Annotated in this window: 14 protein-coding genes; 10 read left to right on the top strand and 4 right to left on the bottom strand. The window is 71.3% G+C overall.

The window, feature by feature from the left end:
- Nucleotides 1-3: 3 nt before the first annotated feature.
- Nucleotides 4-1,059: an App1 family protein gene (locus tag IM767_RS15435; protein ID WP_109211207.1), complete on the bottom strand. Its 1,056-nt coding sequence runs from the start codon at nt 1,057-1,059 to the stop codon at nt 4-6.
- A gap of 4 nt (nt 1,060-1,063) precedes the next feature.
- Nucleotides 1,064-1,741, bottom strand: coding sequence for a DedA family protein (locus IM767_RS15440; RefSeq protein WP_109211208.1), 678 nt, complete (start codon nt 1,739-1,741; stop codon nt 1,064-1,066).
- Between the two features lie 42 nt (nt 1,742-1,783).
- Here IM767_RS15440 and IM767_RS15445 point away from each other — a divergent pair, with 42 nt between their 5' ends.
- The 5 genes from IM767_RS15445 to holA all read left to right on the top strand — a co-directional run bounded on the left by IM767_RS15445 (nt 1,784) and on the right by holA (nt 10,009).
- The gene (locus IM767_RS15445) at nt 1,784-3,097 is read left to right on the top strand and encodes an anthranilate synthase component I family protein (RefSeq protein ID WP_109211209.1); all 1,314 of its coding nucleotides are present in this window, start codon (nt 1,784-1,786) and stop codon (nt 3,095-3,097) included.
- Between the two features lie 62 nt (nt 3,098-3,159).
- Nucleotides 3,160-5,760, top strand: coding sequence for a leucine--tRNA ligase (gene leuS / locus IM767_RS15450; RefSeq protein ID WP_109211210.1), 2,601 nt, complete (start codon nt 3,160-3,162; stop codon nt 5,758-5,760).
- A 91-nt stretch (nt 5,761-5,851) separates the two neighbouring features.
- On the top strand, nt 5,852-6,478 hold the full coding sequence (locus IM767_RS15455; protein WP_109211211.1) for a ComEA family DNA-binding protein: 627 nt from the start codon (nt 5,852-5,854) through the stop codon (nt 6,476-6,478).
- Between the two features lies 1 nt (nt 6,479).
- Nucleotides 6,480-8,867, top strand: coding sequence for a ComEC/Rec2 family competence protein (locus tag IM767_RS15460; protein WP_239453405.1), 2,388 nt, complete (start codon nt 6,480-6,482; stop codon nt 8,865-8,867).
- A gap of 104 nt (nt 8,868-8,971) precedes the next feature.
- Nucleotides 8,972-10,009: a DNA polymerase III subunit delta gene (gene holA, locus IM767_RS15465; RefSeq protein WP_109211213.1), complete on the top strand. Its 1,038-nt coding sequence runs from the start codon at nt 8,972-8,974 to the stop codon at nt 10,007-10,009.
- Between the two features lie 76 nt (nt 10,010-10,085).
- On the opposite strand, the gene rpsT is transcribed toward holA, so the two are convergent.
- The gene (gene rpsT / locus IM767_RS15470) at nt 10,086-10,346 is read right to left on the bottom strand and encodes a 30S ribosomal protein S20 (protein WP_109211214.1); all 261 of its coding nucleotides are present in this window, start codon (nt 10,344-10,346) and stop codon (nt 10,086-10,088) included.
- A 200-nt stretch (nt 10,347-10,546) separates the two neighbouring features.
- Here rpsT and IM767_RS15475 point away from each other — a divergent pair, with 200 nt between their 5' ends.
- A complete protein-coding gene (locus IM767_RS15475; RefSeq protein ID WP_109211215.1) occupies nt 10,547-11,965 on the top strand; it encodes a GH1 family beta-glucosidase in 1,419 nt (472 codons plus the stop codon).
- Complete coding sequence (locus tag IM767_RS15480; RefSeq protein ID WP_109211216.1) at nt 11,962-13,212, top strand: MFS transporter; 1,251 nt, start codon at nt 11,962-11,964, stop codon at nt 13,210-13,212. The genes IM767_RS15475 and IM767_RS15480 overlap by 4 nt, the downstream gene beginning before the upstream one ends.
- On the opposite strand, the gene IM767_RS15485 is transcribed toward IM767_RS15480, so the two are convergent.
- Nucleotides 13,201-13,926, bottom strand: a complete 726-nt coding sequence (locus IM767_RS15485; protein WP_109211217.1) for an alpha/beta fold hydrolase — start codon at nt 13,924-13,926, stop codon at nt 13,201-13,203. The two genes, IM767_RS15480 and IM767_RS15485, sit on opposite strands and share 12 nt — an antisense overlap.
- A gap of 39 nt (nt 13,927-13,965) precedes the next feature.
- On the opposite strand from IM767_RS15485, the gene IM767_RS15490 reads away from it, so the two are divergent.
- The 3 genes from IM767_RS15490 (at nt 13,966) to IM767_RS15500 (ending at nt 17,699) form a co-directional block, all read left to right on the top strand.
- Nucleotides 13,966-15,108 (top strand): pyridoxal phosphate-dependent aminotransferase, encoded by a 1,143-nt coding sequence (locus IM767_RS15490; RefSeq protein ID WP_109211218.1) that lies wholly within the window; start codon nt 13,966-13,968, stop codon nt 15,106-15,108.
- Nucleotides 15,109-15,170: 62 nt separating this feature from the next.
- On the top strand, nt 15,171-17,021 hold the full coding sequence (lepA, locus tag IM767_RS15495; RefSeq protein WP_109211219.1) for a translation elongation factor 4: 1,851 nt from the start codon (nt 15,171-15,173) through the stop codon (nt 17,019-17,021).
- A 27-nt stretch (nt 17,022-17,048) separates the two neighbouring features.
- A complete protein-coding gene (locus IM767_RS15500; RefSeq protein ID WP_109211220.1) occupies nt 17,049-17,699 on the top strand; it encodes a DUF1990 family protein in 651 nt (216 codons plus the stop codon).
- Nucleotides 17,700-17,702: the final 3 nt, after the last annotated feature.

Raw genomic sequence — 17,702 nt, forward strand, 5'->3', positions numbered from 1 at the left:
GCCTCAGGCCTCGATCGTCCCTGCGCTGCCGAGGACCCCGACGCCCTCCAGGCGCTCGAGCAGGCCTGCCCCGTCGTTGTCGCTCACCCACGGCACCTCGGCCGCGGCGTGGTCGTTGACGGCGGTGCGGCCGCCGGCGAGAACGGCCTCGGCGGGGGAGAGCCGGCGGATGGCGACCGCCACCACCTGCGAGGGGTGCTCGTCGGTGAACGTGGTGTAGATCTCGTCGTCGTGCTGGCCGTCGTCGCCGACGAGGAGCCAGCGCACGTCGGGGAACTCGGCGGCCAGTCGGCGCAGGTTGGAGAGCTTGTGCGCCTTGCCGCTGCGGAACCAGCGGTCGTGGGTCGGTCCCCAGTCGGTCAGCAGCAGAGCCCCCGGCGGGAAGACGTGGCGGCTGAGGAAGCGGATGAGCGTCGGCGCGATGTTCCACGCGCCGGTCGAGAGGTAGATCAGCGGCGCACCCGGGTTCTCGCGCACGACGCGTTCCATCAGCACCGCCATGCCGGGGACCGGCTGACGCGCGTGCTCGTTGACCACGAACGAGTTCCACGCCGCGAGCAGCGGCCGGGGAAGGGCGGTGACCATCACCGTGTCGTCGACGTCCGACACGATGCCGAATCGCACGTCGGGACCGACGACGAAGACACGGGTCTCGACGGGCTCGCCGTTCTCGACGGTCATCGTGAAGGTCTGCCAGCCGGGTTCCAGCTGTGCAGGAAGGCGCGTGTCGATGACACCGCCGCGGTCGGCGACCACTTCGTGCTCGATGCCCGCGATCGTGACGGTGACCTGGGCGTAGCCGATGGGCACGGCGGCGAAGCTGCGCCAGCCGCGCACGCCGGCGTACTCGCCGGACTCGGTCTGCTTGACGGGCGGGACGATCATCACGCGGCCGAGGACGCGCACCCACCCGGGTCCGCCGTAGCCGGGGAAAGGGGCCACCGTGGGGGTCTGTCCGCGCTTGCGGGCACGGCGCTCGCGCCACGCGTGGAACCGGTACTCCAGGCGCGCGAGCCAGAGCACTTTGGCGCGCACCGGCTGGGGATCGGTCTGAGGCACCGCTTCAGTCTTTCACGTCCGCCACCGACGTCTCGTCCGGACCCTCGTGATCGAGGTGCTTGCTCTCGGCGCGCTCGATGACCTTCTTGCTGATGTACACGAGCACCAGGAACAGGACGATGACGCCGACGAAGATGTAGCCGGCGTAGTGGAGCTGGTCGGCGAGCTCGCGGTAGGTGCCCGCCGCCAGCGCAGCGACGGAGATGTAGAGCGTCGACCAGATGACGCACGCGGGAACGGTCCAGGCGAGGAAGCGGCGGTACGGATACCCGCTCATCCCCACCGTGAGCGGCACCAGCGAGTGAAGGACCGGCAGGAAGCGGGAGATGAAGATCGCGGGTCCGCCGCGCCGGCGCAGGTATCGCTCCGACCGCTCCCAGTTCTCCTCGCCGATGCGCCGGCCGAGCCGCGAGTGCCGGATGCGCGGGCCGAGGAATCGCCCGAGCCAGAAGCCGATGCTCTCGCCGACGAGTGCGCCCAGCACGACGACGACGCCCAGCACGATGCCCTCCAGCAGCGACGCGACCGCCGTTCCCGCGACGATCACGATCGTGTCGCCGGGCACGACCAGGCCGATCAGCACGCTCGTCTCGAGCATGATCGCGAGTCCCGCCAGGAGTGTCCTGACGACCGGGTCGACGCTCTGAACCGCGTCGAGCAGCCAAGTCAGGAACTCGTTCACGCCACGAGCCTAGAGGCCTTGGCGTCGCTCTAACCTGGGAACATGTCGGACCCCCTCGCCACCTCGGACGTCGCGCACTGGGTGGATCCGGCATCCGTCTTCGCCGCGCTGTTCGCGGGCGAGCCGCACGCGTTCTGGCTCGACGCCGGCCCCGATGCCGCAGAGGGGTGGAGCTTCATGGGCGCGGGCGTGCCCGACGACGCGGCGCACGTGCGGGCCACCGTGTGCGCCGACGGGTTGCGCGAGCACACGGCCGGGCCGTTCGGCGGGGGCTGGATCGGCTGGGCCGGCTACGACGAGGCGGCCGCCCGGGCGGGCGCTCCTTCCTCGCACGACGACGACGGCGTCCCCCACGAGCGGTGGCTGCGCGTGTCGCGGTTCGTGGCGTTCGACCACTCGACCATGCGCGCGCACGCATATGCGCCGACCGGTGAGGCGGCCTCGCTGGCCGACGCCGTCGCTTCCGCGTCGGCGCCGGCGCCGTTCGGTCCGACCGCGGTGATCGGTCGCGCGCGCGGCCGCCATGCTCCTGATCAGTACGCCGCGCTCATCGAAGGGTGCCGCGACGCGATCCGGGAGGGCGACGCGTACCAGCTGTGCCTCACGACGCGCTTCGAGGTCGAGGCATCCGTCGATCCTCTCGAGGTGTATGCGCGGCTGCGCGCGGCGACGCCCGCCCATCACGGTGGATTCGTGCGCTCCGGTGACGTGGCGCTCTTGAGCGCGAGCCCTGAGCGCTTCCTGCACGTCGAGCCCGGCCCCGACGGCTCGGGCACCGTGCGGACCAGGCCCATCAAGGGCACACGCCCGCGGGGGACGGATGCCGCCACCGACGCGGCGCTGGCCGCGGAGCTCCGTGCGAGCGAGAAGGAGCGCGCCGAGAACGTCATGATCGTCGACCTCATGCGCAACGACCTGTCGCGGGTGTGCCTGGACGGCACGGTGACGGTCGACGCGCTGCTGGAGGTCGAGTCCTACCCCGCCGTGCACCAGCTGGTGAGCACGGTGTCGGGGCGCCTCGCGCCCGGTACGACGTTCGACCGGCTCCTCGAGGCGACCTTTCCCGCGGGGTCTATGACGGGCGCTCCGAAGCTCTCGGCGATGACGATCCTGCACGATCTCGAGGGTGCCCCGCGCGGCGTGTTCTCGGGGTGCTTCGGATGGGTCGGCGACGACGGCGCGCTGGACCTCGCCATGGTGATCCGCTCGATCGTGGTCGCGCCGCACCTCGCGTACGTGGGGGCGGGCGGGGGCATCACGTGGAGATCGGATGCCGCTGCCGAGGTCGCCGAGGTGGGCATCAAGGCCCGCGGGCCCCTGGCCGCCCTCGGCGCCGCCCTTCCGCCGGGCTGGTGAGGACACCCGTCCGCTAATCTGGAAGACGCGCTTCGCGCGCTGCGCGCGCTTTCCGGCATTCCATGATTGGTGCTTCCCTCGTGAGTCAGACCGAAACCCCCGACACCTCTGCGCCCGCCGAGGGCTACGACGCCTACGCGATCCAGCAGAAGTGGCAGGCGCGCTGGGCCGAAGCCGACCCCTTCCGTGCGGGCGGCCACGACGACACCCGTCCCCGCAAGTACGTCCTCGGCATGTTCCCGTATCCGTCGGGAGACATGCACATGGGCCATGCCGAGAACTACGCCTACGTCGACACCGTCGCCCGCTTCTGGCGTCACCGTGGCTACAACGTGCTCAACCCGATGGGCTGGGACTCGTTCGGCCTGCCCGCCGAGAACGCGGCGATCCAGCGCGGGGCAGACCCCCGCGAGTGGACCTACGCCAACATCGCGCAGCAGAAGGAGAGCCTGAAGAACTTCGGCACCTCCTACGACTGGAGCCGGGTGCTCCACACCAGCGACCCCGAGTACTACCGCTGGAACCAGTGGCTGTTCCAGCGGCTGTACGAGCGCGGCCTGGCGTACCGCAAGGAGAGCCCGGTCAACTGGTGCCCCCACGACCAGACGGTGCTCGCCAACGAGCAGGTCGTCGACGGGCACTGCGAGCGGTGCGGCACCGAGGTCGTGAAGAAGAAGCTCACGCAGTGGTACTTCAAGATCACCGACTACGCCGACCGCCTGCTGGACGACCTCAACCAGCTGGAGGGGTTCTGGCCGCAGAAGGTCATCCGGATGCAGCGCAACTGGATCGGGCGCTCCGTCGGCGCCGACATCGACTTCGAGATCGAGGGGCGGGCCGAGAAGGTCACGGTCTTCTCCACGCGCCCCGACACGCTGCACGGCGCTACCTTCATGGTCGTCGCGCCCGACAGCGACCTGGCCGCAGAGCTCGCCGCCGGGTCGTCGGCCGAGGTCCGCATGCGCTTCCAGGACTACCTGGAGACCGTGCAGCGCGAGACGGACATCGAGCGCCAGAGCACCGACCGGCCCAAGACCGGGGTCTTCCTCGACCGCTTCGCGGTCAACCCCGTCAACGGCGACCGGCTGCCGATCTGGGCGGCCGACTACGTGCTGGCCGATTACGGCCACGGCGCGGTGATGGCCGTGCCCGCGCACGACCAGCGCGACCTCGACTTCGCACGCGCCTTCGACCTGCCGGTCAAGGTCGTCGTCGACACCACGGCGCCGATCACTGGTGCGATCCCCGTCATCGAGCTCGATGACGACGGCGTGCCGATCGACCCGGGCCCGCTCGAGACGCTCGACGACATCGACCCCGCACGGACGGGCATCGCCCTGACCGGCGAGGGCCGGCTGATCAACTCCGGGTCGCTGGACGGGCTGTCCAAGCGCAACGCCATCGCCCGCATCATCGAACAGCTCGAGGCTGCCGGCACCGGCCGGGCGGCGAAGTCGTACCGCCTGCGCGACTGGCTCATCTCGCGCCAGCGCTTCTGGGGCACGCCGATCCCGATGATCCACACGCAGGACGGCCGCATCGTGCCGGTGCCGGACGACCAGCTGCCGCTGCGCCTGCCCGACGCGCAGGGCCTCGATCTGGCGCCCAAGGGCACCTCGCCGCTGGGCGGCGCCACCGAGTGGATGCAGACCACCGACCCCGAGACGGGCGAGCCTGCGCTGCGCGACCCCGACACGATGGACACGTTCGTCGACAGCTCCTGGTACTTCCTGCGGTTCCTGGCGCCGACGTCTGACGTCGAGGCGTTCCCGTCCCGCGAGGCCGACCGGTGGGCGCCCGTCGACTCGTACATCGGCGGAGTCGAGCACGCGATCCTGCACCTGCTGTACGCGCGCTTCATCACCAAGGTCCTGTTCGACATGGGCCTGATCGACTTCACCGAGCCCTTCTCGAGCCTGATCAACCAGGGCATGGTGCTCCTGGGCGGCACGAAGATGTCGAAGTCCAAGGGCAACCTCGTCGAGTTCGCCGCGAGCATGGTGCACCCCGGGGCCGACGCCTCCCGTGTTGCGATGGTGTTCGCAGGTCCCGTCGAGGACGACATCAACTGGGAGGACGTGTCGACCACGGGCGCCCAGAAGTTCCTCGCGCGCGCCTGGCGCATGGCGACCGACGTCACGAGCGACCCCGACGTCGTCTGGGCGGAAGGGGATGCGGCGCTGCGCCGCGTGACCCACCGCCTGCTGGCCGAAGCGCCCGGCCTGGTCGAGCAGACGAAGTTCAACGTCGTCGTCGCGCGCCTGATGGAGCTGGTCAACGCGACCCGCAAGGTGATCGACACCGGCGCCGGCCCCGCCGACCCCGCCGTGCGCGAGGCCGCCGAGGCCACTGCCATGATCCTCGACCTCTTCGCACCGCACACGGCGGAGGAGATGTGGGAGATCCTCGGCTATGACGGCTTCGTCGGACTGGTGCCGTGGCGCAACGCCGACCCGACGCTCCTCGTGGAGGAGAGCGTGACGGCCGTGGTGCAGATCGACGGCAAGGTGCGCGGCACGCTCCAGGTGCCCGCTCGCATCGACGCCGCCGAGCTCGAGCGTCTCGCCCGGGCGGACGAGAAGGTCGTCCGCTCGCTCGCGGGTCGTGAGATCACCCGCGCGGTCGTGCGCCCGCCCAAGGTCGTGAGCTTCAGCACACACTGAGCCTCCTCCACAGGAGGAGCCGGTTCCGGGGTCTGCACATCCCGGAACCGCGACGCGTCGAGCGCCCGCCCGGGGACTCTAGCGTGAGTGCGTGACAGCCGGTGATGCCGACGGAGCCGGGGCGACGGATGCCGCATCCGCACGCCGACGGCTGGGAGCCGGTGCCGTCGTCGTGCTGGTCGTCGCCGCGCTGGCGGTGACCGTCGGCATCGGCATCGTCCGTGGTGCGCTCGCCCCCGTCGATCAGGTCGTCGTCGACACGACTCCCTCCGCGTCCGCCGAGGCCGCCTCGGAGCTGTACGTGCACGTGTCGGGCGCGGTCCGGGCGCCCGGGCTGTATGTGCTGCCGACCTCCGCGCGGGCGGTCGACGCGATCGCCGCGGCCGGCGGCTTCGCCGACGACGCCGACCGTGGCGCCGTGAATCTGGCCAGGGCGCTCGACGACGGCGAGCAGCTCGCCGTGCCCCGCCAGGGCGAGACTCCCGCCGCCCCCGCCGGTCCGGCCGCCGCCACCGGGGCTGCGGACGCGCCGCTCGACCTCAACACCGCTGATGCCGCGCAGCTGGAGACATTGCCGCGGATCGGTCCCGCGCTGGCGGAGCGCATCGTCGCCTGGCGGGATGACAACGGGGGCTTCACCAGCGTCGAAGACCTGCTGGCGGTCCCGGGGATCGGCGACAAGATGCTCGAGTCGCTGCGCGACCTGGTCACGGTCTGACGTGCGGCACCGCGCCGGCCTGCGCCTGGCACCCGTGGCCGGGGCGACCTGGGCAGGTGCAGCCGCCGCGATCCTCGCGCCCGACACCTCACCATGGGTCGCCTTCGTGCTGTGGTCGCTCGTCGCAGTGGGGCTCGTGGTGCTCCTGCGCCTCGGTTCTGTCGCGGACTCCGCCGGCGGCCGCGATACAGGGCGACGGCGGCGCGCTCCCCGGAACGGCCTGCGGCGCGTGATCGTGGTGACCGTGCTGGCGGCGGCGGGTTCTGCGGCGGCCGCGTCGCACGTCGCGTGGGCCCAGCCCGAGCGAGCCGGAGTCTCGCAGCTGGCGCTGGACGGCGGGCGGGCGGTCGAGGCCCGCGCCACCGTCGTGGGCAAGCTCGAGAGGCGCGCCGACGGGAGCCTCTCATTCGACGCTCGATCGACGATCCTCACGACGGGGGCCGAGGCGCACCGAGCGGAGGTGGAGATCACGGTGCGCGTCGCACCCGCCGAGGTCGGCGACCCGGAACAGCTCGACGTCGGGGCCGTGGTGGAGGCGAAGGGCACGGCGCAACCCGCGAGGGCGGGGGAGCGCGCCGTACTGGTGCTGTGGGCGTCGCGCGGCGTCGAGGTCCGCCGGCCGCCGGAGGGTGCGGCCCGCATCGCATCCGACCTCCGCCGCGGCCTCGTGAGCGCCGTCCGCGGCCTGCCCGGGGAGGGAGCAGGGCTCGTTCCCGGCCTCGCCGTCGGCGACACCTCCATCGTGTCGCCGGCGCTCGACGGCGCGATGAAGGAGGCCTCGCTGTCGCACCTGACGGCGGTGTCGGGCGCGAACTGCGCGCTCGTCGTCGGAATCGCCTTCGCCGTCGCCGCGGCCTGCGGTGCCTCACGCCGTGGACGGGTGGCCAGCGGGCTCGGCGTGCTGGTCGGCTTCGTGCTGCTCGTGACTCCTGAGCCGAGCGTCGTGCGGGCCGGCGCGATGGCCGCGATCGCCATGCTGGCGATCCTGCTCGGTCGCAGCGGGGCGGGCATCGCGGTGCTGTCCGCCGCGGTGGCGCTGCTCCTGGTGCTCGACCCGTGGCTGGCGGCCTCGCTCGGCTTCGCGCTCTCGGTCGCGGCGACCGCATCGCTGCTCGTGTGCACGCGACCTCTGACCGGCGGACTCGCCCGCGTCGTTCCGCGCCCGCTCGCCCTCGCCCTCGCCGTTCCGCTGGCGGCACAGCTCGCGTGCGGGCCGCTCCTCATCCTCATCCAGCCCACCGTGCCGGTCTACGGTGTACTCGCGAACCTGATCGCCGGCCCCGCGGCGCCGGCGGCCACGGTGCTCGGCCTCGCCGCCTGCCTGAGCGCGCCCCTGCCGTGGCTGCAGTCAGGTCTGGCCGCCCTGGCGTGGATTCCCGCGTCGTGGATCGCGGCGACGGCCACGACCGCCGCGGCGCTGCCCGCCGACGCGATGCCGTGGCTGGAAGGATGGCCGGGCGCCGTCGCCTTGGCGGCACTCGGCCTGGCGATCGGACTGGTCATCACACTCGAACGGGGTGGTGCGCTCCGCCGCCGGATCGCGCGCGTCGTCTCCATCGCGCTCGTCGCGGTCATCGGGGGCGTCGGGCTCGGTGCCGGCGCGCTCACCACCGTCGTCGGGAGATGGACGCTCCCCTCGGAATGGTCGGTGCTGGCGTGCGACGTCGGCCAGGGCGACGCCGTCCTGCTCCGCTCTGCGGGAGCCGTCGCCCTCGTCGACACCGGACCCGCGCCCGAGCCGCTCGCCGCGTGTCTGTCTCGGGCAGGCATCGACAGGATCGACCTCCTCGTGCTCACCCACTGGGACCTCGACCACGTCGGCGGCGTCGACGCGCTGGACGGCCGGGTCGGCACGGTGCTGCACGGCCCCGCCGACGCGGCCGCGGCGATGCTGATCGCCTCGCTGACTTCCCGCGGAGCGCGGGCGGTCGAAGCGTCCAGCGGATCGACCGGCTCCCTCGGTGACGCGCGGTGGCGGGTGCTGTGGCCCAAGTCCGGCAGCCGCGCCTTTCCCGTCGGTAACGATGCCAGCGTCGTCCTCGACGTCCGCGGCGGCGGTATCCCGGCCACCCTGCTGCTGGGGGACCTGTCGGCATCGCCGCAGCGCGTGCTGACGGCATCCGGCGCGCTATCGCCGCCCTACGCGATCGTCAAGGTCGCACACCACGGCAGCGCCGACCAGGACGCCGAGATCTATGCACGCGCGCAGCCCGCCGTCGCTCTGGTCACCGTGGGCGCCGGGAACGACTACGACCATCCGCGCGACGAGGCGCTCGACATCCTCAAGGCGGTGGGGGCCCGCACGCACCGCACCGACCGGGAGGGCGCGATCGCGCTGTGGTCGTCGGAGGTCGGCGGGGTGAGCGTGTGGCGTGAACGGGGCGGGTGAGCGTGCTCCGGGAGGGGAGACGGGAGAGCTGTCCGACCGGAGCGCCGGACCCGAGCGAGGGCTGGGCGCGACGGGGCGTCGGCGGCCGTCGGTAGGCTGGTGTCATGGCACCCACCGCACGCCGAGCACCCGCGAAGGCGACGCGCAGCGCCATCCCGCAGCTGTCGTGGCGGTCGCCCCAGCCTGCGCCGATCGTCCTCGTCTCGGGCCCGGAAGAGGTGTGCGCCGAACGCGCGATCGCGGGCGTTCGCGAGTATCTGCGTGCCGAAGATCCCACGCTCGAGGTCTCCGACATCCGCGCCGACGACTACGCCGCGGGCACGCTGCTCGGTGTCACCTCGCCGTCGCTGTTCGGCGAGCCGCGGCTGGTTCGCGTGAGCGGGGTGGAGAAGTGCTCCGACACGTTCCTCGCCGAGGCGATCTCCTACCTCTCCGCCCCGCAGGACGGCGCCACGGTGGTGCTGCGCCATACCGGCGCGAGCGTGCGCGGCAAGAAGCTCCTCGACGCGATCCGCGCGGGGCAGGGCTCCGGGGTCGAGATCGCCTGCCCGGCGGTGAAGCGCGATTCGGACCGGTTCGACTTCGCCGCCGGTGAGTTCCAGTCCGCCAAGAAGCGCATCGCGCCCTCAGCGCTGCGCGCCCTCGTCTCCGCCTTCGCCGACGATCTGACCGAGCTCGCGGCCGCGTGCCAGCAGCTCATCGCCGACGTCCCCGGCGACATCACCGATCAGATCGTCGAGCGCTACTACGGCGGCCGCGTCGAGACCTCCGCCTTCACCGTCGCCGACACCGCCATCGCAGGCCGCTACGGCGAGGCGCTCATCGCCCTCCGTCACGCGCTGGCGTCGGGCGCCGATCCCGTCCCGCTCGTGGCCGCGGTCGCGATGAAGCTTCGGACCATGGCCCGCGTGGCCGGCAACCGGGAGTCCGCCTCAGCCCTCGCCGCACGCCTGGGCATGAAGGACTGGCAGGTCGACCGCGCCCGCAGAGATCTCGTGGGATGGAACGAGGAGAGCCTCGGCCGGGCGATCCAGGCGACGGCACGGGCGGATGCCGAGGTCAAAGGCGGCTCCCGCGACGCCGTCTTCGCGCTCGAGCGCATGATCACCGTCATCGCGACGCGCGCGCCGTACGGCGCCTGACCCGGCCCATGCGAAAGGCCCGCCCCTTGCGGGACGGGCCTTTTCGAGTGTCATGCCCGGCGGAGCCGGGGGAGCATCAGAGCGCCGAGACCTGCTTGGCGATGGCCGACTTGCGGTTCGCCGCCTGGTTCTGGTGGATGACGCCCTTGCTGACGGCCTTGTCGAGCTTCTTGCTGGCCTTGCCGAGCGCCTGCTCTGCGGCGGCCTTGTCGCCCGCGGCGATGGCCTCGCGGGTGCGACGGACGAGCGTCTTCAGCTCGCTCTTGACGGCCTTGTTGCGCTCGCGCGCCTTCTCGTTGGTCTTGTTGCGCTTGATCTGCGACTTGATGTTCGCCACGTGTCGACGGTTCTTTCGTTCGGAGGTGAATCGGTTTGATGTGCCGTTCGGCGAGAGAGGGGCGCCTGGCGGCGGTCGTGAGGGCGAACCCACACGCAAGCCAAACAAGGATTCTATCAGGTCGGCGAGCGGCCCGTTGACGCCCACGGCTCCCGCGGATCTGTCCACAGGCACCGAACGCCGAGCCCCGTCCATGATGCATGATCGACGCGTGGGTGCTCGCGCCTCCCGACGCGCGACCCGTGACGAAGGAGTCCGCCGTGCCGCAGCATCCGTCCGTCGACCTCTCGCCGTTCCCGCCGGGGTTCCGATGGTCCACGGCGACGGCTGCCTTCCAGGTGGAGGGGTCCCGCGACACCGACGGGCGCGGACGCTCGATCTGGGACGACTTCGTCGACACGCCTGGTGCCGTCCGTGACGGCGCCACGGCCGATCCCGGACCCGACAGCTACCGGCGGCACGCCGAGGACGTCGGACTCGTCGCGCGCCTGGGCGTGGACCGCTACCGCTTCTCGATCTCATGGGTGCGCGTTCAGCCGGAACCGGGCGGTCCCATCCTGCAGGCGGGACTCGACTACTACCGGCGCCTCGCGGACGACCTGCACAGCGCAGGCGTCACACCCTTCGCGACGCTGTACCACTGGGATCTTCCGAGCGTGCTCGAGGCGCAGGGCGGGTGGCTCGAGCGCGACACGGCGCTGCGCTTCGGCGAGTACGCCGAGATCGTCGCCGACGCGCTGGGTGACCGCATCCGTCACTGGTACACGCTCAACGAACCGGTCTCGACGTCGCTGCAGGGGTATGCGGTCGGCACGCTCGCCCCGGGCCGTCAGCTGCTGTTCGGCTCGCTCCCCACCGTGCACCACCAGCTGCTGGCACACGGGCTGGCGATTCAGGCGATACGGGCCGCGGGCGCGGAAGAGGTGGGCATCGTCAACAATCACACGCTGGTCCTGCCGGCGTCGCGGGCGGATGCCGATCTCGCGGCGGCCGGCGTCTACGACGTCCTGCACAACCGGATCTTCGCCGACCCCGTGCTCGCCGGCGCGTACCCCGACCTCGCAGCACTCGGCATCCCCGAAATGGCTGCGGTGCCGGGTGACCTCGAGCTGATCTCCACGCCGGGGGACTTCTACGGTGTGAACTTCTACAACCCGACGACGATCGCCGCCGCACCCCCCGGAAGCCCCGTGCCGTTCGAGCTCGTGCCGACGCCCGGCGCCCCCGTCACGGGATTCGGGCCGGAGTGGCCCATCGTGCCCACCGCGCTCACGGAGCTGCTGCTCGACTTCCGCGAGCGCTACGGCGACCGGCTGCCTCCGCTCGTGATCGGCGAGAACGGCGCATCATTCCCGGAGCCGGACCACGTCGACCGGCCCGTCGACGACGAACAGCGCATCGCTTACCTCGCGGGGCACATCGACGCGGTGGGAGCCGCGGCTCGGGCGGGTGTGGACGTCCGCGAGTACACGGTGTGGTCGCTCCTGGACAACTTCGAATGGGCCGACGGCTGGTCGCAGCGCTTCGGCCTCGTCCACGTCGACTTCGACAGCGGGGCACGCACCCCCAAGGCGTCGTTCGACTGGTACCGCGAACTCATCGCAGGGGCGCGCTCATGAGCGGGGCGCAGGGCGCCAAAGCCGGCGCGCGGTGGTTCACTCTCTTCACCCTCGCCTGGCTGGCGCTGTGGACGGTGCAGCTCACCCCTCTGCAGCTCCTCATCCCGCTGCAGCTCGACACGCCCGACGACGCCGACGGCTGGGTCTCGGGTGTCGTCTCGTCGGGTCTCGTGCTCGCCGTCGGCGGCGTCGCCGGCGTCATCGCCGCGCCCATTGCGGGCGGACTCTCCGACCGCACGAGGGGCCGGATGGGCAGGCGACGGCCGTGGGCGCTGACGGGCGTCTGGCTCGCCACGCTGTCGCTGGTCGCCATCGCCTTCGCGTCGGGCCCGTGGGGCGTCGGGGTGGCGTGGGTCGGGGTCTCGGTGGGGATCGCGGTCGCCTCAGCGGCCTTCACGGCCCTCATCGCCGACCAGCTGACGACGCAGCGCGGTGCCGCCTCCGCGGCCGTCTCGTCGTCGCAGGCCCTCGGCATCGTGGTCGGCGTGGGCGTGATCGTGCTTCTCGAGCTGGGCGTCGCGGTGGGCTATCTCGTGCTGGCCGGGTTCCTGGCGGTGATCGGCACCGCCGCCGCGCTGCTGCTGCCCGACCCGCCGGCACCGGCGGACGCCGCCGTCGCGCGGGAGGTGCGGACGCTGCGCGAGCGCCTCGCCGTGCTCGGCGACCGGGACTTCGCGTGGCTCCTGGCCGGCCGCCTCACCGTCAACATCGGCAATGCCCTCGGCACCGGCTTGCTGCTGTTCTTCCTGCTGTACGGGCTCCACCGGGATCCGTCGACCGCCGAGGACGAGCTGCTGCTCCTGATCCTCGTCTACACGCTGTTCGTCGTCGTCGCCTCGATCGTGTCGGGGCGGATCTCCGACCGCACGAGGCGCCGCATCCCGTTCGTCGTCTGGTCCGCCGTGCTCCAGGGGGTGGCCTCGATCGTGCTCGTGGTCGCACCGTCGCTCACCTCCGCGATGATCGCGGCGGCCCTCCTCGGCATCGGCTACGGCGCGTACATGTCCGTCGGACTGGCTCTGGGCACAGACCTGCTGCCGTATCCCGAGGACCACGCCCGGGACCTCGGCTTCGTCAACGTGTCAGCGAGCCTCGGGCAGCTCATCGGCCCGCTCCTGGGCGCGGGACTGGTGGCGCTCGTCGGCGGCTTCTGGCTGCTCTTCTTGGTGGGGGGAGTGGTCTCGATCGCCGGCGGGCTCATGACCTACGCCATCCACAGCAGAGAGCGCTCCGGCTCAATCGTCTGAGGCTTCGAGCGTCGTCAGGGCGACCTCGAGCAGCGCGTTGAACACGCGGGGGCGCATCACGGTGACGTGGTGGGTCGTTCGCGGAACGACGACGAGCTCGGCGTGCGGGGCGATCCGCATGAACAGCCGCTCGTTGACGCGCAGCTGGTCGTACTGGCCGTTGACGAACCACAGCGGCACCTCGATCCGCCGGAGAGCGGCGAGGAGATCGAGCACCGAGAGGCTCCGCAGCGCGACATCCTGCGCGTCCAGCGCGTAGCCGCCGGCGCCGAAGTCCGCGCGCGTCTCGTGCGGGAGGATGCGATCGAGCATCCGGTCGGTGAGCCACATGCCGCGGTCGGGGAGCGAGTCGAACCCGCGGGCCAGCACCCGATACGTCGCAAGGCCGACCCCGCGCGGGATGGCGGTGCACGATGCAGCGACGAAGCCGGCGACCGGAGGGGGTTCCTCGGCGCCGACGTACTCGATGCACAGGAGCCCGCCCATCGAGTGACCCGACAGCAGGACCGGCCCGTGCTCCGCGGCGGCTCGTACCGCGCCGTCGATCGTCTCGAACGCCGACTCCAGGGTGAACTCCTCCGCGATGCGCCCGCCGTGCCCGGGCAGATCGACAGCGGTCACCGGGTTGCCCCGTGCGGCCAGATACTCAACCTGCGAGCGCCACATCGTCGCGGACGTCCGGATGCCGTGCACGAGCACGACCTGGACCGTCATGACGAACAGGCTAGCCGGGGGCGCGCCTAGCATGGCGGCATGCCCGACATCGCCCCGCACATCGCGCGCATGCCGGGCTCCGGCGTACGCCACATCCTCGAGCGCGCCCTGCGCCGGCCCGGCACGATCATCCTGGCGGTCGGCGAGCCGGGTGAGGTTGCCGGTGCGGAGATCCGGGATGCGGCTGCCGACGCCTGGCGGGCCGGCGCGATCCGCTACACGCCGAACGGCGGCATCCCCGCGCTCCGCGAGGCTATCCGCTCGAAACTGGCCCGCGAGAACGGCCTGGAGGTCCACCCTGAGCAGATCTGGGTGACGGTCGGCGCGACGCAGGCGCTGTACCTCGCGATGGCGCTCACGCTGTCGCGCGGGGACGAGATCCTGGTGCCCGATCCCGGCTATACGACCTTCACGATGAACGCGCACCTCCTGCAGGCAGTTCCCGTGCCGTACCCGCTGCGTCCCCAGCGCGCATTCCAGCCCGACCTCGCCGAGCTCGAAGCGCTGGTGACGCCGCGCACGCGCGCCCTGATCGTGAACACGCCATCCAACCCGCTCGGCTCGACCTTCGATCGGGAGACCCTGCAGGCGCTGCTCGCGCTGGCACGACGGCACGACCTCTGGCTGATCAGCGACGAGGTGTACGAGCGCTTCACGTGGGGCGAGCCGCACGTGAGCCCCGCCACCCTGGACGCGGACCGTCGCGTGCTGTCGGTGTTCTCGATGTCGAAGACCTACGCCATGACCGGCGCTCGCGTCGGCTGGCTCGTCACGCCGCCGGGCTGGCGGCAGACCATGCTCCGTGTGCAGGAGTCGGTCGTGAGCTGCGTCGACGAGCCGTCGCAGCGGGCCGCCGCCGCGGCGCTCACCGGCGACCAGGCCGCCGTGCAGCGCAGCGCCGCGCACTACCGCGACAACCTCGCGGCGGCGACGGCCGCCCTCGACGCGCGCGGTCTGCGCTATCTGGCGCCCACCGGCGCGTTCTACCTGTGGATCGACGTCTCGCACGTGTCGGCGGGCGACGTGGTGGCGTGGTGCGAGCGTCTCCTCGACGAGCGGGGCGTCGCCGTCGCGCCGGGAAGCGCGTTCGGCGCATCCGGCGAGGGATGGATCCGCGTGTGCGTCGCGAGCGACCGCGCAGAACTTCTGGAGGGCATCGGCCGGATCCCTGCGCCCACCTGACCGCACGGCGATCCGGCCGCTCGCAGGGTTGCGGCATCCGTCACCCGTAGAATCGTCTGGACATGTCACCGCGCGCCCTGAAGCCCCTCGAGCCGTCCGCCACACCGCCCGAGCTGATCCGCAACTTCTGCATCATCGCCCACATCGACCACGGCAAGTCGACGCTGGCCGACCGCATGCTGCAGATCACCGGCGTCGTCGCCGACCGCGACATGCGCGCGCAGTACCTCGACCGCATGGACATCGAGCGCGAGCGCGGCATCACGATCAAGTCGCAGGCCGTGCGCATGCCGTGGTCGACCGGTGACGAAACGTTCGCGCTCAACATGATCGACACGCCCGGCCACGTCGACTTCACGTACGAGGTCTCGCGCTCGCTGGCCGCCTGCGAGGGCGCCATCCTGCTCGTCGACGCAGCCCAGGGCATCGAGGCGCAGACGCTCGCGAACCTGTATCTCGCGCTCGAGAACGATCTTCACATCATCCCCGTGCTCAACAAGATCGACCTTCCGGCGGCCGACCCCGAGAAGTTCGCGGCGGAGCTCGCGAACCTGATCGGCGGAGACCCCGACGACGTGCTGCGAGTGAGCGGCAAGACCGGCATGGGCGTCGAGACGCTGCTGGACCGCATCGTCGAGCAGATCCCCGCTCCGAAGGGGAACGCGGATGCCCCGGCCCGCGCCATGATCTTCGACTCGGTGTACGACTCCTACCGCGGCGTGGTGACCTACGTCCGCATGGTCGACGGCAAGCTGGAGCCGCGCGAGCGGATCCAGATGATGTCGACCCGAGCGACGCACGATCTCCTCGAGATCGGCGTCTCCAGCCCCGAGCCGGTTCCGACCAAGGGCCTGGGCGTCGGCGAGGTCGGCTACCTCATCACCGGCGTGAAGGATGTGCGCCAGTCGAAGGTCGGCGACACGATCACCAATCAGCGAAAGCCCGCCTCCGAGGCTCTGCCGGGCTACACCGACCCGAAGCCGATGGTCTTCTCGGGCATCTATCCGATCGACGGCAGCGACTACGCCGATCTGCGCGAGGCCCTCGACAAGCTGAAGCTGTCGGACGCGTCGCTCCAGTACGAGCCCGAGACCTCGGTCGCGCTCGGCTTCGGCTTCCGCTGCGGCTTCCTGGGACTGCTGCACCTCGAGATCATCACCGAGCGGCTCTCCCGCGAGTTCGACCTCGACCTCATCACGACCGCACCTTCGGTCACCTACGAGGTGCTCACCGACACCGGCGAGACGGTCGTCGTCACGAACCCCAGCGAGTATCCCGACGGCCGGGTAGCCGAGGTGTCCGAGCCGGTGGTGAAGGTCGGCATCCTGCTCCCCAAGGACTACGTCGGCACCGTGATGGAGCTGTGCCAGTCGCGCCGCGGATCACTTCTCGGCATGGACTACCTCAGCGAGGACCGCGTCGAGCTGCGCTACCACATGCCGCTCGGCGAGATCGTGTTCGACTTCTTCGACCAGCTGAAGTCCAAGACGCAGGGTTACGCCAGCCTCGACTACGAACCCGCCGGCTCGCAGACCGCCGACCTGGTCAAGGTCGACATCCTGCTCCAGGGCGACAAGGTCGACGCGTTCAGCTCGATCGTCCACCGCGAGAAGGCCTACGCCTACGGCACGATGATGACCGAGCGGCTGCGCAAGCTCATCCCGCGCCAGCAGTTCGAAGTGCCCATCCAGGCCGCCATCGGCGCGCGCATCATCGCGCGCGAGAACATCCGCGCGATGCGCAAGGACGTCCTGGCGAAGTGCTACGGCGGCGACATCACCCGCAAGCGCAAACTGCTCGAGAAGCAGAAGGAGGGCAAGAAGCGCATGAAGATGGTGGGTCGCGTCGAGGTCCCCCAGGAGGCGTTCATCGCCGCGCTCTCGGGTGACGTCGAGGGTCCTGCCAAGAAGTGATGAGTCTCGCGAAGTAGGCTGGAATCCATGCGTCGAGGGACATTCCGTGACGACACCGTCGACTACGCCGCCGTCGGGGCGACGCAGGCGCCGGATCTGATGCACTATCCGCCGGAGCGCAGCATCCCGGCGGAGCAGTCGTGGCGCATCGGAAGCGGCGAGGCGCGCTTCCAGGCCGCCGGCGAGGCGCTGATGTCGTGGACGGCGCAGCGCGGGGCGGGGCTCGAGGTCACCGACGTGCGGCCGGCGTCGGGGCCGATGTACTCGGGCGTGAGCTTCGACGCCGAGGGCACGCCGATCGCGCCCAGCCGCTCCGAGACCGAACAGCGCTTCGACGCGGACGGCACGCCCTACGTCAGCGCCGGGACGACGATCCGTGTCGACGGTCGCGTGCGCGGCCTCCGCGCCGACGCCGAGCTGCGCGTGATCTTCGCCGTCGAGGAACCTCGGCGCGTCGGGTTCGCTCTGGGGACCGTGGGCGACTCGGTCGTCAGCGGCGAGGAGTCGTTCATGATCGACTGGTACGACAACGACGAGGTCTGGTTCACCGTCCGGGCCTTCGACGCGCCCCGCGCGCTGCTGTACCGGATGATCCCCGGACTCACGAAGCGTCGGCGCCGCGAGCTGTTCACCCGGTACCTCCGGGCCATCTCGCCGCTGTACACGACGCCGGCCTGAGGC

It is taken from the genome of Microbacterium ureisolvens (genome assembly GCF_015278315.1).
Lineage (GTDB): Bacteria > Actinomycetota > Actinomycetes > Actinomycetales > Microbacteriaceae > Microbacterium > Microbacterium ureisolvens.

Coding starts and splice junctions, on each gene's coding strand:
- IM767_RS15445 (WP_109211209.1), top strand. CDS start 1,784: ATGTCGGACCCCCTCGCCACCTCGGACGTCGCGCACTGGGTGGATCCG.
- leuS (WP_109211210.1), top strand. CDS start 3,160: ATGATTGGTGCTTCCCTCGTGAGTCAGACCGAAACCCCCGACACCTCT.
- holA (WP_109211213.1), top strand. CDS start 8,972: ATGGCACCCACCGCACGCCGAGCACCCGCGAAGGCGACGCGCAGCGCC.
- IM767_RS15475 (WP_109211215.1), top strand. CDS start 10,547: ATGATCGACGCGTGGGTGCTCGCGCCTCCCGACGCGCGACCCGTGACG.
- IM767_RS15480 (WP_109211216.1), top strand. CDS start 11,962: ATGAGCGGGGCGCAGGGCGCCAAAGCCGGCGCGCGGTGGTTCACTCTC.
- IM767_RS15485 (WP_109211217.1), bottom strand. CDS start 13,926: ATGACGGTCCAGGTCGTGCTCGTGCACGGCATCCGGACGTCCGCGACG.
- IM767_RS15490 (WP_109211218.1), top strand. CDS start 13,966: ATGCCCGACATCGCCCCGCACATCGCGCGCATGCCGGGCTCCGGCGTA.
- lepA (WP_109211219.1), top strand. CDS start 15,171: ATGTCACCGCGCGCCCTGAAGCCCCTCGAGCCGTCCGCCACACCGCCC.
- IM767_RS15500 (WP_109211220.1), top strand. CDS start 17,049: ATGCGTCGAGGGACATTCCGTGACGACACCGTCGACTACGCCGCCGTC.